Origin of the sequence: Tropicimonas sp. IMCC34043 (assembly GCF_003390845.1) — a bacterium.
Taxonomy (GTDB): Bacteria; Pseudomonadota; Alphaproteobacteria; order Rhodobacterales; family Rhodobacteraceae; genus Tropicimonas.
Map to the genome: position 1 here is coordinate 108920 of NZ_QMEK01000001.1, position 22488 is coordinate 131407.

Genomic DNA, 22488 nt, shown 5'->3' on the forward strand with positions numbered 1-22488 from the left:
ACGGCCCCATCGAGCCACGGCAAGGAGCGACCGATGACCCGATTCCGCGTGACGCTGGCGCAGCTCAACCCGACCGTCGGCGCGCTTGCCGACAATGCCGCCAAGGCGCGCGACGCCTGGGTGCAGGGTCGCGATGCCGGCGCCGATCTGGTAATCCTGCCCGAGATGTTCCTGACCGGCTATCAGGCGCAGGACCTGATGATGCGCCCTGCCTTCATCGCCGATTGCGCCCGGCATCTGGACCTGCTGGCCGCCGATTGCGCCGATGGACCGACGCTGGGGATCGGTCTGCCGCAGATGAACGGCGCCGAGCTGTTCAACGCCTATATCTACCTGCGGGGCGGCCGGATCCTGACCTCCATCTGCAAACACCATCTGCCGAATTTCAACGTCTTCGACGAAAAGCGGGTGTTCCGGTCGGGCGAGGTCCACGGGCCGGTGGCGCTGGGCCCCGTCCGGATCGGCACGCCGATCTGCGAGGATGCCTGGCATCCCGACGTCTGCGAGACGCTGGCCGAGACCGGGGCCGAGATCCTGGTGGTTCCGAACGGCTCGCCCTATTTCCGCGGCAAGCGCGAGATCCGTCTGACCCACATGGTCAGCCGGGTCATCGAGACCGGCCTGCCCATGGTCTATCTCAACATGGTGGGCGGGCAGGACGATCAGGTGTTCGACGGCGGGTCGTTCGTGCTGAACCCGCATGGCGCGCTTGCGGTGCAACTGCCGGTCTTCGACGAGGCCGTCGCGCATGTGGATTTCGTGCAGGGCGACGCCGGATGGCAGGCGATCCCGGGCGAGATGGCGCATCTGCCCGACGACTGGGAACAGGATTATCGCGTCATGGTCGAGGCGCTGCGCGACTATCTGCGCAAGTCGGGTTTTGCCAAGGTGCTGCTGGGACTGTCGGGCGGGATCGATTCAGCCATCGTCGCGACCATTGCCGCCGACGCCATCGGCCCCGAGAACGTGCGCTGCGTGATGCTGCCGTCGGAATATACCTCGGCGCATTCGCTGGAGGATGCCGCGGCCGTGGCGACGGCGCTCGGCTGCAAGCTTGACACCCTGCCGATCACCGGGCCGCGCGCGGCGGTGACCGAGGCATTGGCGCCGCTGTTTCAGGGGATGGCTGCCGACATCACGGAAGAAAACGTGCAATCCCGCCTGCGCGGGCTGCTGCTGATGGCGCTCAGCAACAAGTTCGGCGAGATGCTGCTGACGACCGGCAACAAATCCGAGGTCGCGGTCGGCTATGCAACGATCTATGGCGACATGGCCGGCGGCTATAACCCGATCAAGGATCTCTACAAGATGCGGGTCTTTCAGACCTGCCGCTGGCGCAATGCCAATCACCGGGACTGGATGATGGGCCCCGCGGGCGAGGTGATCCCGCCCCGGGTGATCGACAAGCCCCCCAGCGCCGAGTTGCGCGAGGACCAGAAGGACGAGGACAGCCTGCCGCCCTATCCGGTGCTCGACCGGATTCTCGAACGCCTGGTGGACGAAGAGGCGAGCGTTGGCGATATCGTGGCCGAAGGGATCGACCGCGAGGTTGTCGAACGGGTGGAGCGGCTGATCTTCCTTAGCGAATACAAGCGCTTTCAAGCGGCGCCGGGGGCACGGTTGACTCGCCGCGCGTTCTGGCTCGACCGCCGCTATCCAATCGTCAACCGCTGGCGTGATCGGCTTGGCAACTGACCGACCGGAAAGTGGCGCCTTGTGCGCTGTTATCGAAATCCTTGATCCGGGCGATCCCGCGCCTCCGTGTCACCAGCCCGGTGCGACCTTTCAGTGGCTGACCATCGCGGCGCCCGCGATCACCATCGCGCCGCCCAGCAGGTCCCTGTGGCTCAACGGCTCGCCGACCAGACACGCGATTGCGAGCACGAGAAGCGATTCGACCCCGATCACGACGACATAGGCGATGCCAAGATCGAGCCGTCGCAACAGGACGATCTCGGCGGAGACTGTCACGCCGAGGGCGACGACGATTCCCGCAATCGGCCAGAGCGCATTGCCGTCTGCGGCCAGCTTCATGAACAGAGTGGCCAGCGCGTATCCCGCCGCCGCGGCAATCGCCATCGTCGGCCTGGCTGTGAGCATATCGATCGAAAACATGATCACTTCCTTGAAATAGCTGTATTCTGTGCCTGTCAGTCTACCCTGCGGTCTGTGCCGGACCTAAGGGAAATCTCCGTGAATTCGGCGTGTCGCGGGCGTGACATGGTCGTGGTGTAACGGCGGAAAGCGGTCTTTGATCATGCTGCGCTGCCGCGATAGGATCGCCCGCGACAAGGAACCTCGGGAAGGCACGAGATGATCGAGACAGACGCGCCGCCCCTTTGGGATGCGACAGAGGGCGAAAACGCCGACGCCGCCAATGCCGCGGCGACCAAGGCCATATCTGCCATGATCAAGGCCGGCGAACGGCGCAGGGTGCTGACCGTTCTCGACCGCTGGCAGCCGACCGACATTCTGGCGCTGTTCATGCGGTTGCGGTCGAAACACGCGCGCCGGCTGCTCGAATGGTTGCCCGACGAGGCCGGGATCGGGATCCTGTCCGAACTCGATCCGCGGTTGCGCGCCTTGCTGGTCGAGGAAAAGACCAAGGCCAAGTTCCGCAAGCTGATCGGCAACCTCGATCAGGACCGGGCGCTGGCGTTGCTCGAAGGGCTGCCGCACGACTATGCGCTCGACATCGTCACCGGCGATCCGAACGAGGCGGCGCTGCGCGAGGCGCTTGAGACCGACGACGATATGGCCGCGGCCCACATGCTGCGCGGCATCCTGACCGCGCGCGAGGACGGCACGGTCGGCGAGGTGATTGCGGAAATCCGCGCCCGGTCGGATCAGATCGACCGGCTGGAGCGGGTCTATGTGATCGACGCCCAGCAGACCCTGAAGGGCTGCGTGCGGCTGCGCGACCTTTTGCTGAACGACGACGACACCCCGATTGCGCAGGTGATGGAACAAAACGCGGTGGTGGTGACCGCCGAGACCGATCAGGAAGACGTGCTGGCGCTGGCCAAGAAAAAGCGGATCCACAACATCGCTGTGGTCGATGCGGCCGGCCGGCTGATCGGCGGGATCACACCGAGGGGCCTGCGCCGGATCGCGCGTGAGGAAGCCGAGGAAGACATGCTGCTGATGGGCGGGGTCTCGCCCGATGCGACGGCCTTCGACCGGCCGCTGCAGATCGTGCGCCGGCGGCTGCCATGGATCCTTGGCGGTCTGATCGGGTCCTCGATTGCGGCAACGGTGATCGGTTCGTACGAACAGGCGCTGGCCGAGGCGGCGATCCTGGCCAGCTTCATTCCGGTGGTGATGTCGACCGCCGGCAACGTGGGCATCCAGGCCTCGACCATGTCGATCCAGGCGATAGGCAACGGCATGAGCCTGCGCGGCGATTTCCTGCCGCGGCTGGGGCGCGAGATGCTGGCGGCGGTGATGAACGGGCTGCTTGTGGGGTCGGTCGTCGGCGCGCTGGTGCTGCTGGCGTCGATGCTGTTTCCGATCCCGTCGCCCCTCTATCTGGCGCTGACCTGCCTGTTCGCGATCCTGCTTGTCACCATTCTGGCCGCGACCCTCGGCACGCTGGTGCCCTTCGTCCTGAAGGCGTTGAAATTCGACCCGGCGGTGGCGACGGGCATTTTCATCACAACCACGAACGATGTCTTCGGCGTTCTCGTGTTCTTTACCGTCGCCTCTGTCTTCTACCTCTAGCCCCGCCCTTCGGGAAACTGGAACGTCAATGTCTGAAGAAATCCTGAAGCTGTCCCGGGCGCTGGTCTTTGCTGCCGAGGCGCACCGCAACCAGCGCCGCAAAGGCGCCGCGCAGGAGCCCTATATCGACCATCTGATCGAGGTGATGAACCTCGTTGGCGAGGCGACGGGCGGTGCGGATGTGGACCTGATGATTGCAGCCCTGCTGCACGATGCGATCGAGGATACCGGCGTCGGCGCCGCCGAGCTTGAGGCACGTTTCGGCGCGCGGGTGGCACGCATCGTGGTCGAGAATTCCGACGACATGAGCCTGTCAAAGCCCGAACGAAAGCAGCGCCGTCTGGCGTCGATTGCGGGCAAGCCGGTCGATTCGCGGATGGTCAAGCTTGCCGACGTGATCTCGAACCTGCATTCGGTCGTGGTCTCGGCGCCGGCGGGCTGGGGGTCTGAACGCAAGATCGGCTATCTGGAAAGCTGCCGCGATCTGGTTGCGGCCGGCCGCGGTGCCTCGGCCGAGCTGGAAGAGACCTTCGCGCGCACCGCAGAAACAGTCGAGCAGGCAATCCGCGAGATGGACGGCATGGATATCGAAGGCCAGCGGGCGGCGGTGCGCCACCTCGAGACGGTGATCGGCCAGCCGGTTCACACGCTCTATCTGCCCAACACCGGGCTGCGCAAACTGTCTGCCCCGGACATCGAACGGCTGGCCGAGATGGCGGCGCACTACTTTCCCTCGGTCACGGTGGTCGAGGCCCATGCCATGGTCGAGGGCAAGCTGCGGCCCGTGTTGCTGGCCCGGATCCGGTCAGACGACAGCGACGCCATCGTGGCCCTTGCCCAGCGACTGGGGCTGGCCTTCGATCAGGACTACATCGGGATCGAGGTCGAGGGCCGATATGTCCGGGTCTATACCGACGACACGGCGTGAGGGGGATTGAAAGCCCCGGCCGCCTTGCCGCCCGCGGTGCGCAGGGCCTGGCGCAGGGTCAGGCCGGCGACTGTGAACAGCGCCTGCAACTGGGGACGCATTCAGCCCGTCTTCAGGTATTCGACGACCGTGCCCTCGTGACCCGCCGCCTCGATGACCCGCAGCACGTCGCGTGACGTGCTGCAGGCCGGGTTGTCATGGATCAGCACCCGCAGGGGGTCAGACCGGGATCAGTTTGCATTCGGGCAGCAGGCGCTCGACGTCTTCCTTGGTGCAAAGCTGGGTCGCCTCGGTCATCACCGCGGCACTGGCCGCGGCTGCGCCGACGCGGGCGGCCTCCTGGATCGACTTGCCCTCGGCCAGCGCCCAGGTGAAGCCGCCGACATAGCTGTCGCCTGCGCCGACCTTGGACACGACCTTGACCTTGGCCGCCGTCGCGAGCCACGAGCCATCGGGCGTGGTCAGCACCGACCCTTCGGCACCGCGGGCGAAGATCACGTTCTCGGCCACGCCGCGCGCGATCAGTTCGCGCGAATAGGCGGCGGTGTCGGCAGGCGTCGTCAGCTCGCGGCCCGCCAGCCCCTCGGCCTCTGCATCGTCCGAACGCAGCAGGAAGGGCGGGGTTCTGGGATTTTCGACCAGATGCTTGAGCGGGGCGCCCGAGGTGTCGACGATCAGCCGGGCACCGGTATCGCGCAGCCGCTCGGTCAGCTTTTCCTCGAAATCGACCGGCACGCCCGGCGGCTGGCTGCCGCTGAGCACGACGAAGGCGCCGTTCGTGGCGTTCGAGGCCGCGGTGTTCAGCGCCATCTCGACATGGTTGCTGTCCCAGGCAGGTCCGGGCAGCACAAAGCGGTATTGCTCGCCGGTTTCTAGATCGGTGACGGCGATGCTGGCCCGGGTTTCACCGGGGCCCGGAACCGCGACCGTCGGGATCCCTTCAAGGGCGAGGAAATACAGCAGCTTCTGGCCGTTGTAGCCCGCGGTTGCGACAAGGGCTGTCGCCTGGCCGCCCAGATGCCGGATCGCACGGGCGACGTTGATGCCGCCGCCGCCGGGATCGACCTGGGGCTCGCTGCAGCGCAGTTTCAACTCCGGCACGACCCTTGCAGCTTCGGTCGCGGTGTCCAGCGCGGGATTGAGTGTGATCGTGAGGATGCCCGTCAAACCGCGGCCTCCCTATATTGTTGAGGAATGTTTGCGCACACAGTGCCGATGCCGAACGACTTTGCAACCGCTTTGGCCGCGGGCTTTCGGCGCAGGCGGCGTTTGCGGAATGTCCGGGTTGCGCCCGGCGCGGGCCAGCGGCCGGTCTATTCCCACCAGCGGTCGACCGAGGCGATGTCGGCATCCGACCAGCCGAAATGATGGGCGAATTCGTGCACCACGATATGCGCCACCAGTTCGTCCAAAGGCACCTCGCCGCGGTCGATCCATTCGTCGAGGATGGCCCGACGATAGAGCCAGATCGTATCGGGCTGGGCGGGCTGGTCCATGACCGAGCGTTCGGTCAGCGGGATGCCGTCATAAAGCCCGGTCAGATCATAGGGGTCGTCGATGCCGAGCCCGTCGAGGGTGGCGTCGTCGGCGAATTCCTCGACCCGTATCGCCACCTCGGCCGCGGCGGCGGCGAAGGGGGCGGGCAGGGCGGCGCGGGCGGCCTCGGCCATGGCCGCGATATCCTCGGCAAGCGGCGCGGTGGCCGCGGTCCAGTTACCCTGCGTACCGGTCTGTTCCATCGGCCCCTCCTGCGCCATGGTATGGACAATTTCGCCCCTCTGTGGAAGAGGCCGGGACCGAAGGAGACCCGAAATGACCTGCACCCGTTTCGCCCCGTCGCCCACCGGCTATCTTCATGTGGGCAACCTGCGTACCGCGCTGTTCAACTGGCTGATCGCGCGCAAGGCCGGGGGCACCTTCATCCTCAGGCTCGACGATACCGATCCGGAACGTTCGAAGCAGGAATATGCCGACGGAATCCAGCGCGATCTGGAATGGCTGGGCCTGACCTGGGACCGGATCGAAACCCAGTCGGCGCGGCTCGACCGCTATCAGGCCGCAGCGGAGGACCTGCGCGGCAAGGGGCGGTTCTATGAAGCCTTCGAGACCCCGGTCGAGCTGGATCTGAAGCGCAAGAAGCAGCTGAACATGGGGCGCCCGCCGGTCTATGACCGCGCAGCCCTGCACCTGAGCGACGGTGAAAAGGCGGCGCTGCGGGCCGAGCGGCCGGGCCACTGGCGGTTCCTTTTGAACCAGGAGCGGATCGAGTGGCAGGACGGGATCCTCGGGGATATCTCGATCGACGCGGCGAGCGTCTCCGATCCGGTGCTGATCCGCGGCGACGGGCAGGTGCTTTATACCCTGGCCTCGGTCGTCGATGACGTCGAGATGGGGATCACCCATATCGTGCGCGGCGCCGACCACGTGACCAACACCGCGACTCAGATCCAGATCATCGAGGCATTGGGCGGTGTGGCACCCGCCTTCGCCCACCATTCGCTGCTGACCGGGCCGCAGGGCGAGGCGCTGTCGAAGCGGCTTGGCACCCTGAGCCTGCGCGATCTGCGGGCGCGGGGAGTGGAGCCGATGGCGCTGTTGAGCCTGATGGCGCGGCTCGGTTCGGCCGATCCGGTCGAGTTGCGCATGAGCCATCAGGAGCTGATCGACGGTTTCGATCTGAGCCATTTCGGCGCCGCCCCGACCAAGTTCGACGCCGAGGACCTGATGCCGCTGACCGCCAAATACCAGCATGCGCTGCCCTTCGAGGCGGTTGCGGCCGAGGTCGCGGCGCTTGGTGTGCCCGAGGCACTGGCCGAGCAGTTCTGGACCGTGGTCCGCGAAAACATCACCGTGCGGGCGGACATGGCCGGCTGGTGGGAAATCCTGTCGACCGGGGCCGAGCCGCTGGTCGAGGCGGAGGATGCGGATTTCGTCGCCACAGCGCTGTCGATGTTGCCCGAACCGCCCTATGGCGAAAACACCTGGTCCGAATGGACCGCGGCGGTGAAGGCCGCGACGGGGCGCAAGGGCAAGGGATTGTTCCTGCCGCTGCGCAAGGCACTGACCGGGCGGACCCGCGGCCCCGAAATGGCCGACTTCATGCCGCTGATGCAGGCAAAGCCGCGCGGCTGAGGCCCGTCGCATCGCACCCCGGCTGTCTGCGTGACGGGGGTGCCGCCGGGCGGGCCCGCGCGGCGGTGGCGCCGCTGGCGCGGCGCGGGGCATGTGCCATTGCGGCGGTTGTGGCTGAAACCTTTGGCAAATTGCTGAGAGGTCAGTTGAGGGCGCGGTGCGTCCTCAACAGACCTGTTCGAGCCTGATGCGAGTCGCCCCCGCCTCAAGGACGCCTGCGGCGCCGCGTACCGCGGTGGCCTGCGGCCATCCTTGACCCGGCGCTGACTCGCGGACAGGGCGATGGTCTGACCGGATGCGGGGAAGTCAGCGGGCGCGCTCGATGCGGGGCGTGCGGGCGGCGAGTTCTGAGTCGACGAAGTCCTGCTGCCAGCGCGTCAGGGCCCTGTGGTTGAGGTATCTGGGCGCGGCGCGGTCGTTCAGGACCGGGATCTGCCACCCGGCGGTGGTGGCGAAAAAGCGCTGCGCGCCCGCCTCGCCGAAGGTCTCCAGAAACCCCTGCACGACCGTGTCGATATAGCTGAGCAGCAGTCTGTGGCGGGATCCTTGCGGTGTGCCGAGCTTGCGCGGGACGGCATAGATCTGGGCCGGCGCCGGACCGCCGCAGGCGAGACGCGTCGCGGTGACCTGCAGGCGGTCATAGCTGCGTTCGCGCCAGTCGAGCCCGGGCCAGTCCGAGGCTGCGACCTCGGCCAAGAGCCCCTCGATCGCCACGGGCGCCGGTTCGACCGAGAGCACGGCGACGGGCCGGAACCCGGTTGCGACCCAGACCCGGCGCCAGCCGTCGAGCCGGGCCGGAACCGCCGCGGAAAGCGCGTGGGTTGCCCGATTGACGAGCGATCCGTAGCCGAAGACATGATCTTGCGCCATGCATCGGGTCTAGGCGGCAGCCGGGAAGCACGCAAGGCTTGCCCGGTCGACGGGCCTGCGCTATGCGGGATTTCAACCCACGACGGGAGAACCGGCTGCAAGGCCGGTGCCGAAGGAGCAACCGCCCCGGAAACTCTCAGGCCCAAGGACCGCGTGGGAAGTGACTCTGGAGAGAGGGACCGGATGGTCCCCGCCGAAGGGATAACGATCTCAGGCGCAGTGACAGAGGGGGCATCGGAACAGCGGCGCAAGCCGCCCTGTCGGTGCCGGAAGGGTCTTGCCTGACGGCCTTGAACGTGAAGGAGCGAGCCCGCATGGCCGAAGACCTGGCGACGACGCCGTTGCACGCGCTGCATCTGGAGCTTGGGGCACGAATGGTGCCCTTCGCCGGCTATGAGATGCCGGTGCAATACCCCTCGGGCGTGCTGAAAGAGCATCTGCACACCCGCGCGGCTGCCGGGTTGTTCGACGTCAGTCACATGGGGCAGATCCTTCTCAAGGGCGACAATCCCGCGGCGGCGCTGGAGCGGCTGATGCCGCAGGCGATCGTCGGGCTGAAGCCCGGGCGCCAGCGCTATGGCTTTTTCACCTCCGAGACCGGGGGCATCCTTGACGATCTGATGGTGGCCAATCGCGGCGATCATCTGTTCCTTGTGGTCAATGCGGCCAACAAGGCCGAGGACGCCGCGCATTTGCGGCGCAACCTGTTCGACCTTGCCATGATCGAGGTCGAGAACCGGGCGCTGCTGGCGCTGCAGGGGCCTGCGGCCGCGGCGGCGCTGGCGCGCACGATCCCGCTGCCCGAGATGAAATTCATGGACGTGGCGGTGGTCGATACCGGCTTTGGCACGCTCTGGATCTCGCGGTCGGGCTATACCGGCGAGGACGGGTTCGAAATTTCCGTCAAGAAGGACCATGCCGAGGTATTCGCCCGCGCATTGCTGGCGCAGCCCGAGGTCTTGCCCGTCGGGCTTGGCGCGCGCGACTCGCTCAGGCTCGAGGCCGGGCTTTGCCTGCATGGCCATGACATCACGCCGGCGACCGATCCGGTCGAAGCGGCGTTGACCTGGGCGATCCAGGCTGCCCGGCGACCGGGCGGCGCGCGCGCGGGCGGCTATCCCGGAGCCGACCGGATCGCGGCGCAACTGCAGCGCCCCGTCGAGTCGCTGTCGCGGGTCCGGGTCGGGTTGCTGCCCGAGGGACGCGCGCCGATGCGCGAAGGCGTCGAGATCTTCGAGGATGAGGCGGCCGAGCACCCGGTGGGGCGCATCACGTCGGGCACCTTCGGGCCGACGCTGGGTCAGCCTGTCGCCATGGGCTATGTCACCGGCCGGCTGGCCGGTGTCGGCACGCGGCTCTGGGGCGAGTTGCGCGGGCGCCGGCAGCCGGTGACCGTGGCCGGCCTGCCCTTTGTCGCCGCTTCCTACAAACGTTGATCCCTGCTGAGTTTCCCAAGGAGCCTGTCCATATGAAATACACAGAAGACCACGAGTGGCTGAGCCTCGACGGCGATGTCGTGACCATCGGCATCACCGATCACGCCCAGGAACAGTTGGGCGACATCGTCTTCATCGAACTGCCCGAGGTCGGAACCCAGGTCACCAGGGGCGACGAGGTCGTGGTGATCGAATCGGTCAAGGCGGCGTCTGACATCGCCGCGCCGATCGACGGCGAGGTGATCGAGGTCAATGAAGCCATTGTCGCCAATCCGGGAACGGTCAACGAGGATGCCGAAGGCATCGGCTGGTTCCTGAAGGTGCGGGTGGACGACCTCTCGCAGCTCGACGAGTTCCTGGACGAGGATGCCTACAAGGACCTCATAGAATAGCGACGGATCTCGTCCTGCCGATGACCGCAGGGGCCGGCCCGACCAGCACAGAGGGTGGGCCCGACTGCCTTCGGGCAACCAGACTGCCTTTGGCCAGGACGCCCCCGTCGCCATGGCTGCGGCGTAGCCCCGGGTGACCCGGGCGCATCCGGGCCGCGGGCGACCCGGATGCGCGATCCCGCAGCCCTTCACCCGCCTCGGGAACCCTTGCCAAGCGGTCCCAGAACTTCGGATTGACAACCATGCCCTTCCAGCCAACGAACTACGATCCTTATGATTTCGCCAACCGCCGCCACATCGGCCCCTCGCCCGAGGAGATGGCGGCAATGCTGGAGGCGGTCGGCGCCGAGAGCCTCGATGCGCTGATCGCGCAGACCGTGCCGGGATCGCTGCGCCAGTCCCGCCCGCTGGAGTGGGAGCCTGTGACCGAAGGCGACCTGCTGGTGAAAATGCGCAAGGTCGCGGGCAAGAACCGGGTGCTGCAGTCGCTGATCGGGCAGGGATATCACGGCACGATCACACCTCCGGCGATCCAGCGCAACATCCTCGAGAATCCCGCCTGGTACACGGCCTATACCCCCTATCAGCCCGAGATCGCGCAGGGGCGGCTTGAGGCGCTGCTGAACTTCCAGACCATGATCGCCGATCTGACGGGGCTTGAGATCGCCAATGCCTCGCTGCTGGACGAGGGCACGGCAGCGGCCGAGGCGATGGTGATGGCGCAAAGGGTGGCGAAAACGAAGGCGGGCGCCTTCTTTGTCGATCACAACTGCCATCCCCAGACCATCGCGGTGATCGGAACCCGTGCCCGCCCGCTGGGCATCGAGGTCATCGTCGGGCCGGCCGGTGTGCTGGAACCCGGCCGCGTGTTCGGGGCGCTGTTCCAGTATCCGGGCACCGACGGCAAGCTGCGCGATTTCACCCCCGAGATGGCGGCGCTGCACGAGGCCGGGGCGGTGGGCATCGTCGCCGCCGATCTGCTGGCGCTGACGCTGCTGAAGGAACCGGGCGCGATGGGCGCCGACATCGCCGTGGGATCCGCCCAGCGGTTCGGGGTGCCCATGGGATACGGCGGCCCCCACGCCGCCTTCATGGCCTGCCGCGATTCGATGAAGCGGTCGATGCCGGGCCGGATCGTCGGCGTCAGCGTCGATTCTCGCGGCAACAAGGCCTACCGGCTGAGCCTGCAGACCCGCGAGCAGCATATCCGGCGCGAGAAGGCGACCTCGAACGTCTGCACCGCGCAGGCGCTGCTGGCGGTCATGGCCAGCTTCTATGCGGTGTTCCACGGGCCGAAGGGGCTGCGCGCGATTGCCGAGCGGGTGCACCGGATGACCGCCCGGATGGCAGACGTGCTGCGCTCATCGGGCTTTGCCGTCGTCCCAGACCAGATGTTCGACACGATTACGGTCGAGGTCGGGCCGCTGCAGGGGGCAATCCTGCGTTCGGCGGTGGCCGAGGGGCTCAACCTGCGCCGGTTCGGAAGCACAAGGATCGGAATCTCGATCGACGAGACCTGCGTGCCCGAGACCATCGAACGGGTCTGGCGCGCCTTTGGCGTCGAGGAAAGCTTCGGCCGGCCGGACCGGGTGGCGCTGCCGGAATCGCTGCTGCGGGAAAGCGCCTATCTGACCCATCCGGTGTTTCAGATGAACCGGGCCGAGGCCGAGATGATGCGCTACATGCGCCGGCTTGCCGACCGCGATCTGGCGCTTGACCGCGCGATGATCCCGCTCGGCTCCTGCACGATGAAGCTGAATGCCGCGGTCGAGATGATGCCGATCACCTGGCCCGAATTCAGCCAGCTTCACCCCTTCGTGCCGGTCGATCAGGCCGAAGGCTATGCCGAGATGCTGACGGATCTGAGCGCCAAGCTCTGCGAGATCACCGGCTATGACGCAATGTCGATGCAGCCCAATTCGGGGGCGCAGGGCGAATATGCCGGGCTGATGACCATCGCCGCCTATCACCGTGCGCGGGGCGAGGCGCGCGACATCTGCCTGATCCCGACCTCGGCGCATGGCACCAACCCTGCCTCTGCGACAATGGCGGGCATGAAGGTGGTGGTGGTCAAGGCGGCCGCGAATGGCGATATCGACCTCGACGATTTCCGCGCCAAGGCCGAAGCCGCGGGCACAAGGCTCGCCGCCTGCATGATCACCTATCCGAGCACCCATGGCGTTTTCGAGGATACGGTGCGCGAGGTCTGTTCGATCACCCATGCCCATGGCGGCCAGGTCTATCTCGACGGGGCAAACCTCAACGCGCTCGTCGGCCTTGTGAAGCCGGGCGAGATCGGCTCGGACGTCAGCCACCTCAACCTTCACAAGACCTTCTGCATCCCGCATGGCGGCGGCGGCCCCGGCATGGGCCCGATCGGGGTCAAGGCGCATCTGGCGCCGCATCTGCCGGGCCATCCCGAAACCGGCGGGGCCGAGGGGCCGGTGTCGGCTGCGCCCTTCGGGTCGGCCTCGATCCTGCCGATCTCCTGGGCCTATTGCCTGCTGATGGGGGGCGCCGGTCTGACCCAGGCGACACGGGTCGCGATCCTGTCGGCGAACTATATCGCAAGCCGGCTGGCGGGCAGCTATGATGTGCTGTTCAAGGGGCAGGGGGGCCGGGTCGCCCACGAATGCATCCTCGACACCCGCCCCTTTGCCGAGGTGGGCGTGACGGTCGATGACATCGCAAAGCGGCTTATCGACAGCGGCTTTCACGCGCCGACCATGTCCTGGCCGGTCGCGGGCACGCTGATGGTGGAGCCGACGGAGTCCGAGACCAAGGCAGAGCTTGACCGTTTCATCGACGCGATGTTGTCGATCCGGGCCGAGATTGCCGACGTCGAGGCAGGCACCATTGCCGCCGAAGACAGCCCCCTGCACCATGCCCCGCACACGGTCGAGGATCTGATCGCCGAGTGGACGCGCGCCTATCCGCGCGAGCAGGGCTGCTTCCCGCCGGGGGCGTTCCGGGTCGACAAGTACTGGCCGCCGGTCGGGCGGGTCGACAACGTCTGGGGCGACCGCAATCTGGTCTGCACCTGCCCGCCGATCGAATCCTACGCCGAAACGGTCGACTAGGACGCAGCGATCCGGGCGGCGGGAGCAAGGGGGCGAGCGCTCCCGCCCGTCGCCCGCGCATCGAAGATGCGCCGCCGCCCGTTGGGCCGGGCGGCCTGCGGCCGCTGCCCGCCCGATGATGGACGGTTGCGCCCGGTGACCGGCAGTCTCGACGCGCGGCTTCGACTCTGGGTTTTGCCGGTGGGTTTTGCCGGTCCGTGCCGCAGGTCCGCGCCGCGTCCGCGGCGCCACCGCCGCTCGGTCCCTCCGACCGGCGGCAGGCCCCCGGTTCCAAAAGCGCTACCTGCGGTTGGTGATCCAGCGGCACTGATAGGGGGCGAAGGTGATCTGGCCCTTGGATCCGTCGATCTTCTCGCCGCTCAGCAGATCGTACCATGCTTCGCCACCGATCAGGTTGATCGAGACCGCCGGCAGCGCGACATCGTCGCGGGTCACGTTGTGGATCGCGAAGATCGATTGCGAGCGGTCGATGCTCTGCCGCCAGAAGCCGAACAGCGCATCCCCAAGGTGCATGGTGAACTGCGTCGCATTGGGGTGGAACGCCTTTTGCCCGCAACGCAGCGTGATCCGCTGCTTCATTGCCTCCAGCACCCTTGCATGGATGCTGGCCGGGTCGTCGAGTTCGGCGCGCAACGTCGGATAGTCCCAGCGGTGGCGGTTGATCGCCCGGTTGATCCCGGTCTTCTCGACGCCCGCGTGGTCGTTCGGCGTTCCGAGCAGCGAATGGATGTAGAAGGCCGGCAGCCCCTCCAGCGCCATGACGATGGTCTGGCTGCAAAGAAAGCGCTCAAGCTGCCATTCGTCCTCGCCCGCCACGGTGCCTTTCATGGCCTCGAACCAGGTGATGTTGAGCTCATAGGGTTTTTCACCGCCGCCGGGCAGCGAGCGCATGGATACCAGCCCGCCAAAGTCGCGCACGGCCTGCACCATGGCGGCGGTTTCCTCTTCGCTCAGCAACCCCTCGGCGGGGCGCATCCCGATCCCGTCATGCGAGGCGGTGAAGTTCAGATAAGCGCAGCCAAGCTGTGCCGGCGGCATCGCCATCTGCCACTGGTTCAAGGCCCGCGTCGTGCCGTTCAGCATCGCGTGCAGAACAAGCGGCGGCAGCGAGAAATTATAGATCGCGTGGGCTTCGTTCATGTTGCCGAAATAGGACAGGTTCTCGGCGTTGGGCACATTGGTCTCGGTCAGCAGAACGGCCGGCTCGACCGCATAATCGAACAACAGCCGCATCAACCGGATGATCGCGTGGGTCTGCGGCAGGTGGATGCACGAGGTCCCGATCTCTTTCCAGATGAAGGCCACGGCATCGAGCCGGACGATCCTGATCCCGTTGTCGATGTGCAGCCGCATGATCCGCAGGAATTCCAGCAGCACCTCTGGGTTCGAGAAATCGAGATCCACCTGATCGTGGCTGAAGGTGCACCAGACATGGCGCGTGCCCATCGCCGTCTCGACCTCGCGCAACAGCGGCGAGGTTCTGGGCCGCACCACAAGGCCGATATCGTCCTCGGGGTCGGCCTCGAAAAAGAACCGGTCATAGGGCGCGTGGCCCTGACGGTATTCCTGAAACCAGTTCGAATAGCTCGAGACATGGTTCAGCACCAGATCCGACATCAGTTTGAATTCGGCGCCGATGCGGTTGATGTCGGCCCATTCCCCGAGGTTCGAGTTGACCACGCGATAGTCGGTGACGGCAAAGCCGTCGTCCGAGGTAAAGGGGAAAAACGGCAGGATATGCACGTCGTGCACGACCCCGCCGAGATAGCGCCGAAGGAAGTCATAGAGCAGGTCGAGCGGCTTGTGGTTTCCGTCCACCAGCGTGTTGCCATAGGTGATGACCAGCGTGTCGCTTTGATCCCACAGCGAATTGCCCGGCGCCCGCGCCCGTGTGCGCCGCGCCGTGCCATCGGGCCAGAACGCCGCCTGAACCTCGGCGGCCAGCGCGCCGATATCGGCCTCGGGATAGATCTGCTGCAAAAGCGTCGAGAGCTTGAGGCTGAATTTCGGGCTGTTCTTTGGCATTTTGACCATCTCTCGCGGCTTTCCTCCCGTTCAAGCGGAAAATGACGCCGGGGATCAAGGGAGAAGCGCACCGGAAGGCCGCTGCGAGCGACAGGTGAAGGATCTTCAAGTCGGCTGCCCAAGGATTACGCAGTGATGCGTCCTTGGGCGAATGGCGCGCCTGTCTGTCCGCTGTTTTCGAGGCCCCCTGTCGGGGGGACATCGACAGGATCTGCCGGAGCCGCCGCGCGCGGCAGGGCGCGGCCCGGCCCAACGCCCGGCGGCCCATCTGCGATGGGCGTCCGGGGGGCGGGAGCGCCAGGCCCCAGGACCTACCGCCGCCGCATCGCATCCCGCAGCGCATCGCCAAGCGCGCCGGTCGCAGGCTCGCGCGCCTCGCGGTCCTGCCCCTTGCCCGGGAGTTTGCCGCCGCTCTTGCCAGCACTGGTGCCGCCACCCTTTGCGCCGCGCTTGCCCGTGTCTTGCCCGCGTCCTGCACCCGCGTCGCGGTGGCTGCCGGCCCCGGCGGTCTCGCCCGCCTCGCGCTTCATTGACAGCGCGATGCGCTTGCGCGCCACGTCGACCTCGATCACCCGGACCTTCACCACGTCGCCCGCCTGTACCACCTCGTGGGGATCCTTCACGAAGCGGTCGGCAAGCTGGCTGACGTGCACGAGCCCGTCCTGGTGCACGCCGATGTCGACGAAGGCGCCGAAGGCCGCAACATTGGTCACGGTTCCTTCCAGCAACATGCCGGGGCGCAGGTCGGTCATCTGCTCGACGCCTTCGGCAAAGCGGGCGGTGACGAAATCGGGTCGCGGGTCGCGGCCGGGCTTGGCAAGCTCGGCCAGGATGTCGCGCACCGTCGGCAGGCCGAAACTGTCATCGACGAAATCCTCGGCCCGGACCCGGGTCAGCGCCGCCTCGTCGCCCATCACCGCGCGCAGGTCACGGCCGCAGGCGGCGACGATCTTCCTTGCCACACCATAGGCCTCGGGGTGCACGGCCGAAGCGTCGAGCGGTTCCTTGCCGCCCTGGATGCGCAGGAACCCCGCGCATTGCTCGAAGGCGCGGGGGCCAAGCCGCGAGACCTTCAGCAGATCCTTGCGTGTGGAAAAGGCCCCGCTGGCGTTGCGATGTGCCACGATTGCCTCGGCCAGCGACGGCCCCAGACCCGAGACCCGGGCCAGAAGCGGCGCCGAGGCCATGTTCAGATCGACCCCGACCGCGTTCACTGCATCCTCGACCACCGCGTCGAGCGAGCGTTGCAGCCGGCCCTGATCCACGTCGTGTTGGTACTGGCCGACGCCGATTGCCTTGGGCTCGATCTTGACCAGTTCGGCCAGCGGGTCCTGCAGGCGCCGCGCGATCGAAACCGCGCCGCGCAGGCTGACGTCAAGCTCAGGGAATTCCCGCGCCGCCAGTTCCGAGGCGGAATAGACCGAGGCACCGGCCTCGGACACCACCGCCTTCACCGGCTTCGGCGCCGGCAGGTCGGCCAGAAGGTCCGTGACCAGCCGTTCGGTCTCGCGGCTCGCCGTGCCGTTGCCGATGGCGATCAGCGCGACGCCATGGCGGCGGATCAGCGCCGACAGCGCCGCCTTGGCGCCGGTGACGTCGTTCCTTGGCTGGAAGGGATAGACGGTCTCGGTCGCCAGCACCTTGCCGGTTTCATCGACGACCGCGACCTTGACGCCGGTGCGGATGCCGGGGTCGAGCCCCATCGTGGCCTTGGCCCCTGCAGGGGCGGCCAGCAGCAGCGCCTTCAAGTTGCGGGCAAAGACCTGGATCGCCTCTTCCTCGGCGCGGCCGCGCAGGTCGGCAAGCAGGTCGAGCATCATGGTCAGGCTCAGCCTTGTGCGCCACGCCCAGCCCGCGATGCCGCGCAGCCACAGATCGCCCGGCCCATCGCTGCGGGTTTCGAGAGCGGCACAGATCATCGCCTCGACCCGCGGCAGTCCTGCCTCCGGGTCGGGCTGGATATCGAGCCGCAGTGCACCCTCGTTCGCGCCTCGCAGCATTGCCAGCGCCCGGTGGCTTGGCACGTCGGCCCATGTCTCGCGATGGTCGAAATAATCCGAATACTTGGCGCCCTTGGTTTCCTCGCCTTCGATGACCCGGGCGGTCAGGAAGGCTTCCTTCTGCAGGAACCCGCGCAGCCGCCCGATCAGGTCGGCGTTCTCGGACAGGCTTTCAACCACGATGTCGCGCGCCCCCGACAGCGCCGCCTTCACATCGGGCACCTCTTCGGAAAGATAGCCGGCGGCCAGTGCCTCGGGATCCAGACTGCGGTCTGCCTGGATTGCCTCGACCAGTGCGCCAAGGCCGCGTTCGCGGGCGATCATTGCCCGGGTGCGCCGCTTTGGCTTGTAGGGCAGATAGAGATCTTCCAGCACGGCCTTGGTGTCGGCGCCCCGCAGCTTTGCTTCCAGATCCCCGGTCAGCTTGCCTTGTTCGCGCACCGATTCGAGGATGGCCGCGCGCCGCGCCTCAAGCTCCGTCAGATAGGCCATGCGCTCGGCCAGCGTTCGCAACTGGGTGTCGTCAAGCCCGCCGGTCGCCTCCTTGCGATAGCGTGCGATGAAGGGAACGGTCGCGCCCTCGGCCAGCAGCTTGTTCGCGGCCTCGACCTGGGCCGGCCGGGCGCCGATTTCCGTGGCAACGATCTGGGTGATGCGGGGAGATGTCTTGGCGGTCATGGCGGCCCGTTCTTGATGGCTGGGAGATCATTCCTAGCGGGCTTGCTCGCGCGTTCCAAGTGGTCGCGGACGCAACGTCACAGCCTTGCGAGTGTGGCGCCTTCATCCTCGAGCCGCGCGCGCACGGTGCGCGAGATATGAAGGCTGCCGGGCGTGTCGCCGTGAACGCAGACCGACCGGATCGGGCAGGGCAGCCGGCGCCCCGAGGCGCAGAGGATCGCGCCGTCGCGGACCATTGTCGCGACCTGTTCGGCGGCGGCATCGGCGTCGTGGATCACCGCACCGGGCTGGCTGCGCGGCAAAAGCGTGCCGTCGTCGGCATAGGCACGGTCGGCATAGATCTCGGCCGCCCAGTCGGCACCGATTTCGCGGGCCGCCGTCTCCATCGCGGTCAGCGGCATGACCAGCAGCACAAGGCCCGGTTCGGCCGACAGCGCCGCCAGATAGCAGAGCCGCGCCAGATCCGGGCTTTCGGCCGCCATGTTCGCCAATGCGCCGTGCAGCTTGACATGGCGCAGCGCCCCGCCCGCGGCCCGCGCCATCACTGCCGCGGCGCCGACCTGATAGCGGATCAGGTTGGCAAGGCTCTCGTCGGGCATCTGGATGCGTCTGCGGCCAAAGCCCTGAAGATCGGCAAATCCCGGATGCGCGCCGATCCCCACCCCGCGTGCCACCGCCGCCGCCATGGTGCGCGCCATCACGTCCGGATCGCCGGCATGAAAGCCGCAGGCCACGTTGGCCGAGGTCACGATGTCCAGAAGGGCTTCGTCGCAGCCGAGGTCCCAGCGACCGAATCCCTCGCCGACGTCGGAATTGAGATCCACCTTCAGGCTCATGGCCCGTCCTCCCCGGTCTGCTCCCAGGGCAGGTCTTCGCCGGTCACGGCGCCGCCGACAAGCTGATAGGCCAGAAGATCGGGGATATCGCGCGGATCCCGGATCAACGGCTCGGCCCGGGCGGCAACCTCGCGGGCAAGCTGCGCAGGCGTGCGGTAGTCGGCCCGCGCCGCCTGCGGCGTGACAAAGGCAAACCGCAGCGGCGCGCCGGTCGTCGCCTGCATCACGCGCGGCAGGTCCTGCGGCAGCACCGTGCCGACGCGGGGATAGCCGCCGATGGTCTGGCATTCGCAGCCCAGTACATAGGGCACGCCGTCGCCCGCGATCTGCACATCGCCCGGCACTACGGTTTCCGACAGCAGCGACCGGCCGTCGAGCGGCGCAAAGCCCTCGCCATCGTGGTGCAGGCGCACGCCCTGACGGTTGCCCCAGGCGGTCCGCTTGAAGTCGGTCGCGCAGAAACGGGCGATCTCGGCGTCGGAGAACAGTGCGGTCTGCGGACCCGCGAGCAGCCGGATCGTGCCGCCGGAGAAGCGCTCGGCCGGGACAAGCCTGCGCGCCGTGCGCCCGGGCAGAGGGTCGGCACCAAGCGGCAGAATGCTGCCCGGTTCGACCGGCCCGAGCAGCCCCGCCGCCAGATGCGCCCCGCGCCCGCCGACCACCTGCGGCAGGTCGATGCCACCGGCGGCAGAGAGATAGCCATAGTGCCCCCGGCCCGAGGGCGTCAGGCGCAACCATGCGCCGGGGCCAAGCAGGTGGCAGGCAGACCAGGCCAGGCGCTCGCCATCCGCGGTCGCGGCCATCGGCGCGCCGGTCAGCGCGACCCAGACCGCGCCCTCTGTCTCGATCTCGACCGCCGATCCGGTCATTTCAAGCGCGGCAAGTTCTGGCGACTGGCCGAGCAGCGCGGCGCCTTCGGCAAGCGCTGCCACGTCGGCCGCACCGCCGCGCGAAAGCCCGGAGGCCAGAAATCCGACGCGCCCGAGGTCCTGCACCGTCACGCCCGGACCGCCACGGCGCAGGATCAACGCCCGGCTCATGCCAGCGGCTCCGCGGTTGCGCCGCCCGCGGGGGCGCTTGCCAAGGCCTCAAGGTCCTTGGGCGCGACCGGGTCAAAGACGATCTCGTCGCCGGGCGACAGCGGGAAGGCGGGATCGCCCGTCGGGCGGAAGCAGCGGAATGCGGTCTGCCCGATGTGGTACCAGCCCGTGGCGCTTTCGGCGGGGAACAGCACGCACTGGCGGACAGCGAGCGCCACGGCACCGGGCGGCACGCGGGTCTTGAGGTCGCTCTGGCGCGGCAGGTTCCAGCGATCCGGCAATTCGCCGAGATAGGGTTGGCCGGGGGCAAAGCCGATTGCCATGACGCGCAGCCTGCAGGCGGCAATCTCGGCCACGGCCTCGGCCGTGCTGATGCCCGCGAGGGAGGCTGCAAGCTCGAGCTGGGGGCCATGGTCGCCGCCAAGGACGGTCGGGATGCGCCAGAGGCGTCGGTTGTGGGGTAGCGGGGCCCGATACCAGTCGCGGCTGTCGAGAAGCGCGCGCAACCCATCCGTCAACGACGCGGGATCGGCGGCGTCGGGGTCAAAGCGCAGGTAGGTGCCGGCCAGCGAGCTGGAAATCTCCGCCACGCCCGGAAACGCGGCCGCATCCACGGCCGCCCGAAACGCCAGCGCGGCGCGATTGGCGGGCTCGGACAGGCGGGCGGCGAACTGCACCAGGATCCCGTCGAGCCCGAGCGCGCCAATGCGGGGGAAGACCTGTGGGGGCGTGGCGGTCATCCGGGGGCGGTTCCTGCTGTCGGCGGCAGTCTGCCCAGAGGTTCTAGGCCGAGAGCGGGATGGATGGAACCGTCGCGCTCCGTCGCGCGATTCAGCGATGTCTGGTCCGCGCCCGCCGAGGCTGGCGCGAAACAGTCATACCGCAGGTATGTCTCCCTCGATGGCCGGGGCCGCGCGGCGGTCGAGGCGCCGCGCGCCGAAGTCAGTCCGAAACGCCTCCGGCTTCGATCAGCTTGGCACTGAACTCCTCATAGGCCTTGCGCCAGGCGGCTTCGAGCTCGGGCGTGAACCTCTCGCCGAGTTTGCTGCGCAACGTGTCCATCAAGGCCTCTTCCATCGGCTTGAAATGCTCGGCCTTGACCCCGAGGGTGGCATGCAGGTGACCGAGCGTGGCGTAGTCGACCTTGCCGCTGCCCGGATTCTCGAGGTCGGTCAGGATCGTCCCCAACGTGGTCATGAACCGCATGCCCTGACCCTTCAGATCCTCGCGGAACAACTGTCGCAGATGCGGCGCCCGTTCGAACAGCTTTTCGTAGAATTCGATCGAGGTCGGTTCCAGATAGGGCCGCAGGTCAGAAAAACTCTGATGGACCAGGGCGAGCTCTTTGTCAGATGGCGGCATGGCGGTCTCCTCTTGCGTTCTCGTATTCCGGACTCAAGACTGTCACGGTTCTTTGGGCATCGACTTGACTTGTCGCAAATCCGGCGCTTTGCCGCAGGTTGTTGACGTTCCTGCCCCGGCAGACGGTCGGCGGTGCCGTCGTCGATGCCTTATTGCGCCGGAAACGCCGGTCAGGGCGCTGCCGCGGGCACCTTTGCCGGCGTATCCCTTGGAATCCGCGGGTGCTGCATTATTTATTCGTGAAGTGGAATGTAAAGGAGCCGCGGCGATGAGCGCCAACCTCAAAGTCACGTGTCACGATTGTGGCACGACCAACCGTGTGCCGGCGGACCGTCTGGGCGCCGGGCCGAAATGTGGAACCTGTGGCGCCAGGCTGGTGGATGGAAAGGTCCACGAACTTGATTTTCGTGGCCTCGAGAAGGCGGCGCGCACCGACGAACTGCCGCTGCTGGTGGATTTTTGGGCCGCCTGGTGCGGGCCCTGCCGCGCCATGGCGCCGGAATTCGCCCGTGCGGCCAATGCGCTGCAGGGGACCGCACGGTTTGCCAAGGTCGATACCCAATCGAACCCCGATGCGACGGTTCGGTACGACATCCGTGGCATTCCGGCGTTGATCCTGTTTCAGGGCGGGCGCGAGGTCGCGCGGTTGGCCGGTGCCCGGCCGGCATCACAGATCGAAGCCTTCGTGCGCGAAAACGCCAAGCTGCCCGCTTGACAACCTGACGCGCATGCGCCAAATCCAGCCACCGTGGGGCCGTAGCTCAGTTGGGAGAGCGCGTCGTTCGCAATGACGAGGTCAGGGGTTCGATCCCCCTCGGCTCCACCAGATACGTTATTCAAGTATTTGATTTATATTGGGAAAGAGAGGATGCCGGATAGGGCGTCCCCTGCAACTTTCCCCAATGCGTTCTGGAAGGCCCCGGAATTTATCGGAACCACTAGCCGGAACGCCCTGCTGCGTTCAGCGATAAGCCCGCCTCCACCCTGCG

Annotated in this window: 18 protein-coding genes, 1 tRNA gene and 1 riboswitch; of the genes, 9 read left to right on the forward strand and 10 right to left on the reverse strand. The window is 67.1% G+C overall.

Features of this window, described 5'->3' with window-relative positions; genetic code table 11:
- Nucleotides 1-33 precede the first annotated feature (33 nt).
- Nucleotides 34-1695, forward strand: a complete 1662-nt coding sequence (locus DQG17_RS00480; protein WP_116130809.1) for an NAD+ synthase — start codon at nucleotides 34-36, stop codon at nucleotides 1693-1695.
- Nucleotides 1696-1785: 90 nt separating this feature from the next.
- Here the strand turns inward: DQG17_RS00480 and DQG17_RS00485 are convergent, their stop codons facing one another.
- Nucleotides 1786-2115 carry an SMR family transporter gene (locus DQG17_RS00485; protein ID WP_116130810.1) on the reverse strand — a complete coding sequence of 110 codons (330 nt, stop codon included), beginning with the start codon at nucleotides 2113-2115 and terminating at the stop codon, nucleotides 1786-1788.
- Nucleotides 2116-2313: 198 nt separating this feature from the next.
- Here DQG17_RS00485 and mgtE point away from each other — a divergent pair, with 198 nt between their 5' ends.
- Both mgtE and DQG17_RS00495 read left to right on the forward strand, forming a co-directional pair.
- Nucleotides 2314-3720 carry a magnesium transporter gene (mgtE, locus tag DQG17_RS00490; RefSeq protein WP_116130811.1) on the forward strand — a complete coding sequence of 469 codons (1407 nt, stop codon included), beginning with the start codon at nucleotides 2314-2316 and terminating at the stop codon, nucleotides 3718-3720.
- Nucleotides 3721-3748: 28 nt separating this feature from the next.
- Entirely contained in the window at nucleotides 3749-4648 is a 900-nt protein-coding gene (locus DQG17_RS00495) for an HD domain-containing protein (RefSeq protein WP_157973467.1), read from the forward strand.
- Nucleotides 4649-4867: 219 nt separating this feature from the next.
- Here DQG17_RS00495 and DQG17_RS00500 read toward each other — a convergent pair whose 3' ends face one another.
- Entirely contained in the window at nucleotides 4868-5815 is a 948-nt protein-coding gene (locus DQG17_RS00500) for a 1-phosphofructokinase family hexose kinase (protein ID WP_116130813.1), read from the reverse strand.
- Nucleotides 5816-5961: 146 nt separating this feature from the next.
- Nucleotides 5962-6387, reverse strand: a complete 426-nt coding sequence (locus tag DQG17_RS00505; protein ID WP_116130814.1) for a metallopeptidase family protein — start codon at nucleotides 6385-6387, stop codon at nucleotides 5962-5964.
- Between the two features lie 73 nt (nucleotides 6388-6460).
- Between DQG17_RS00505 and gltX the strand changes: the two genes are divergently transcribed.
- The gene (gene gltX / locus DQG17_RS00510; protein ID WP_116130815.1) at nucleotides 6461-7780 is read left to right on the forward strand and encodes a glutamate--tRNA ligase; all 1320 of its coding nucleotides are present in this window, start codon (nucleotides 6461-6463) and stop codon (nucleotides 7778-7780) included.
- 306 nt (nucleotides 7781-8086) lie between these two features.
- Here the strand turns inward: gltX and DQG17_RS00515 are convergent, their stop codons facing one another.
- Complete coding sequence (locus DQG17_RS00515; RefSeq protein ID WP_116130816.1) at nucleotides 8087-8650, reverse strand: gamma-glutamylcyclotransferase family protein; 564 nt, start codon at nucleotides 8648-8650, stop codon at nucleotides 8087-8089.
- 72 nt (nucleotides 8651-8722) lie between these two features.
- Nucleotides 8723-8812, forward strand: a riboswitch (glycine riboswitch).
- 152 nt (nucleotides 8813-8964) lie between these two features.
- Here DQG17_RS00515 and gcvT point away from each other — a divergent pair.
- From gcvT to gcvP, 3 genes are all read left to right on the forward strand, one after another.
- Nucleotides 8965-10086 carry a glycine cleavage system aminomethyltransferase GcvT gene (gene gcvT, locus DQG17_RS00520; RefSeq protein ID WP_116130817.1) on the forward strand — a complete coding sequence of 374 codons (1122 nt, stop codon included), beginning with the start codon at nucleotides 8965-8967 and terminating at the stop codon, nucleotides 10084-10086.
- A gap of 32 nt (nucleotides 10087-10118) precedes the next feature.
- Nucleotides 10119-10478, forward strand: coding sequence for a glycine cleavage system protein GcvH (gene gcvH, locus DQG17_RS00525; RefSeq protein ID WP_116130818.1), 360 nt, complete (start codon nucleotides 10119-10121; stop codon nucleotides 10476-10478).
- A gap of 242 nt (nucleotides 10479-10720) precedes the next feature.
- Complete coding sequence (gene gcvP / locus DQG17_RS00530) at nucleotides 10721-13558, forward strand: aminomethyl-transferring glycine dehydrogenase (protein ID WP_116130819.1); 2838 nt, start codon at nucleotides 10721-10723, stop codon at nucleotides 13556-13558.
- Nucleotides 13559-13837: 279 nt separating this feature from the next.
- On the opposite strand, the gene DQG17_RS00535 is transcribed toward gcvP, so the two are convergent.
- From DQG17_RS00535 to DQG17_RS00560, 6 genes are all read right to left on the reverse strand, one after another.
- Nucleotides 13838-15583, reverse strand: coding sequence for a sugar phosphorylase (locus DQG17_RS00535; RefSeq protein ID WP_116132508.1), 1746 nt, complete (start codon nucleotides 15581-15583; stop codon nucleotides 13838-13840).
- A gap of 311 nt (nucleotides 15584-15894) precedes the next feature.
- Entirely contained in the window at nucleotides 15895-18261 is a 2367-nt protein-coding gene (locus DQG17_RS00540) for a Tex family protein (RefSeq protein WP_116130820.1), read from the reverse strand.
- A gap of 77 nt (nucleotides 18262-18338) precedes the next feature.
- Nucleotides 18339-19097, reverse strand: a complete 759-nt coding sequence (locus tag DQG17_RS00545; RefSeq protein WP_116130821.1) for a LamB/YcsF family protein — start codon at nucleotides 19095-19097, stop codon at nucleotides 18339-18341.
- Entirely contained in the window at nucleotides 19094-20137 is a 1044-nt protein-coding gene (locus DQG17_RS00550) for a biotin-dependent carboxyltransferase family protein (RefSeq protein ID WP_116130822.1), read from the reverse strand. The genes DQG17_RS00545 and DQG17_RS00550 overlap by 4 nt, the downstream gene beginning before the upstream one ends.
- Nucleotides 20134-20877 carry an allophanate hydrolase subunit 1 gene (locus DQG17_RS00555; RefSeq protein ID WP_116130823.1) on the reverse strand — a complete coding sequence of 248 codons (744 nt, stop codon included), beginning with the start codon at nucleotides 20875-20877 and terminating at the stop codon, nucleotides 20134-20136. The genes DQG17_RS00550 and DQG17_RS00555 overlap by 4 nt, the downstream gene beginning before the upstream one ends.
- Before the next feature lie 202 nt (nucleotides 20878-21079).
- Entirely contained in the window at nucleotides 21080-21499 is a 420-nt protein-coding gene (locus DQG17_RS00560; protein WP_116130824.1) for a globin domain-containing protein, read from the reverse strand.
- Between the two features lie 268 nt (nucleotides 21500-21767).
- Between DQG17_RS00560 and trxC the strand changes: the two genes are divergently transcribed.
- Together trxC and DQG17_RS00570 are read left to right on the forward strand one after the other, a co-directional pair.
- Nucleotides 21768-22214: a thioredoxin TrxC gene (gene trxC / locus DQG17_RS00565; RefSeq protein WP_116130825.1), complete on the forward strand. Its 447-nt coding sequence runs from the start codon at nucleotides 21768-21770 to the stop codon at nucleotides 22212-22214.
- A 35-nt stretch (nucleotides 22215-22249) separates the two neighbouring features.
- Nucleotides 22250-22325: transfer RNA gene (locus DQG17_RS00570), tRNA-Ala, on the forward strand.
- Nucleotides 22326-22488: the final 163 nt, after the last annotated feature.

Coding starts and splice junctions, on each gene's coding strand:
- DQG17_RS00480 (WP_116130809.1), top strand. CDS start 34: ATGACCCGATTCCGCGTGACGCTGGCGCAGCTCAACCCGACCGTCGGC.
- DQG17_RS00485 (WP_116130810.1), bottom strand. CDS start 2,115: ATGTTTTCGATCGATATGCTCACAGCCAGGCCGACGATGGCGATTGCC.
- mgtE (WP_116130811.1), top strand. CDS start 2,314: ATGATCGAGACAGACGCGCCGCCCCTTTGGGATGCGACAGAGGGCGAA.
- DQG17_RS00495 (WP_157973467.1), top strand. CDS start 3,749: ATGTCTGAAGAAATCCTGAAGCTGTCCCGGGCGCTGGTCTTTGCTGCC.
- DQG17_RS00505 (WP_116130814.1), bottom strand. CDS start 6,387: ATGGAACAGACCGGTACGCAGGGTAACTGGACCGCGGCCACCGCGCCG.
- gltX (WP_116130815.1), top strand. CDS start 6,461: ATGACCTGCACCCGTTTCGCCCCGTCGCCCACCGGCTATCTTCATGTG.
- DQG17_RS00515 (WP_116130816.1), bottom strand. CDS start 8,650: ATGGCGCAAGATCATGTCTTCGGCTACGGATCGCTCGTCAATCGGGCA.
- gcvT (WP_116130817.1), top strand. CDS start 8,965: ATGGCCGAAGACCTGGCGACGACGCCGTTGCACGCGCTGCATCTGGAG.
- gcvH (WP_116130818.1), top strand. CDS start 10,119: ATGAAATACACAGAAGACCACGAGTGGCTGAGCCTCGACGGCGATGTC.
- gcvP (WP_116130819.1), top strand. CDS start 10,721: ATGCCCTTCCAGCCAACGAACTACGATCCTTATGATTTCGCCAACCGC.
- DQG17_RS00535 (WP_116132508.1), bottom strand. CDS start 15,583: ATGCCAAAGAACAGCCCGAAATTCAGCCTCAAGCTCTCGACGCTTTTG.
- DQG17_RS00540 (WP_116130820.1), bottom strand. CDS start 18,261: ATGACCGCCAAGACATCTCCCCGCATCACCCAGATCGTTGCCACGGAA.
- DQG17_RS00545 (WP_116130821.1), bottom strand. CDS start 19,097: ATGAGCCTGAAGGTGGATCTCAATTCCGACGTCGGCGAGGGATTCGGT.
- DQG17_RS00550 (WP_116130822.1), bottom strand. CDS start 20,137: ATGAGCCGGGCGTTGATCCTGCGCCGTGGCGGTCCGGGCGTGACGGTG.
- DQG17_RS00555 (WP_116130823.1), bottom strand. CDS start 20,877: ATGACCGCCACGCCCCCACAGGTCTTCCCCCGCATTGGCGCGCTCGGG.
- DQG17_RS00560 (WP_116130824.1), bottom strand. CDS start 21,499: ATGCCGCCATCTGACAAAGAGCTCGCCCTGGTCCATCAGAGTTTTTCT.
- trxC (WP_116130825.1), top strand. CDS start 21,768: ATGAGCGCCAACCTCAAAGTCACGTGTCACGATTGTGGCACGACCAAC.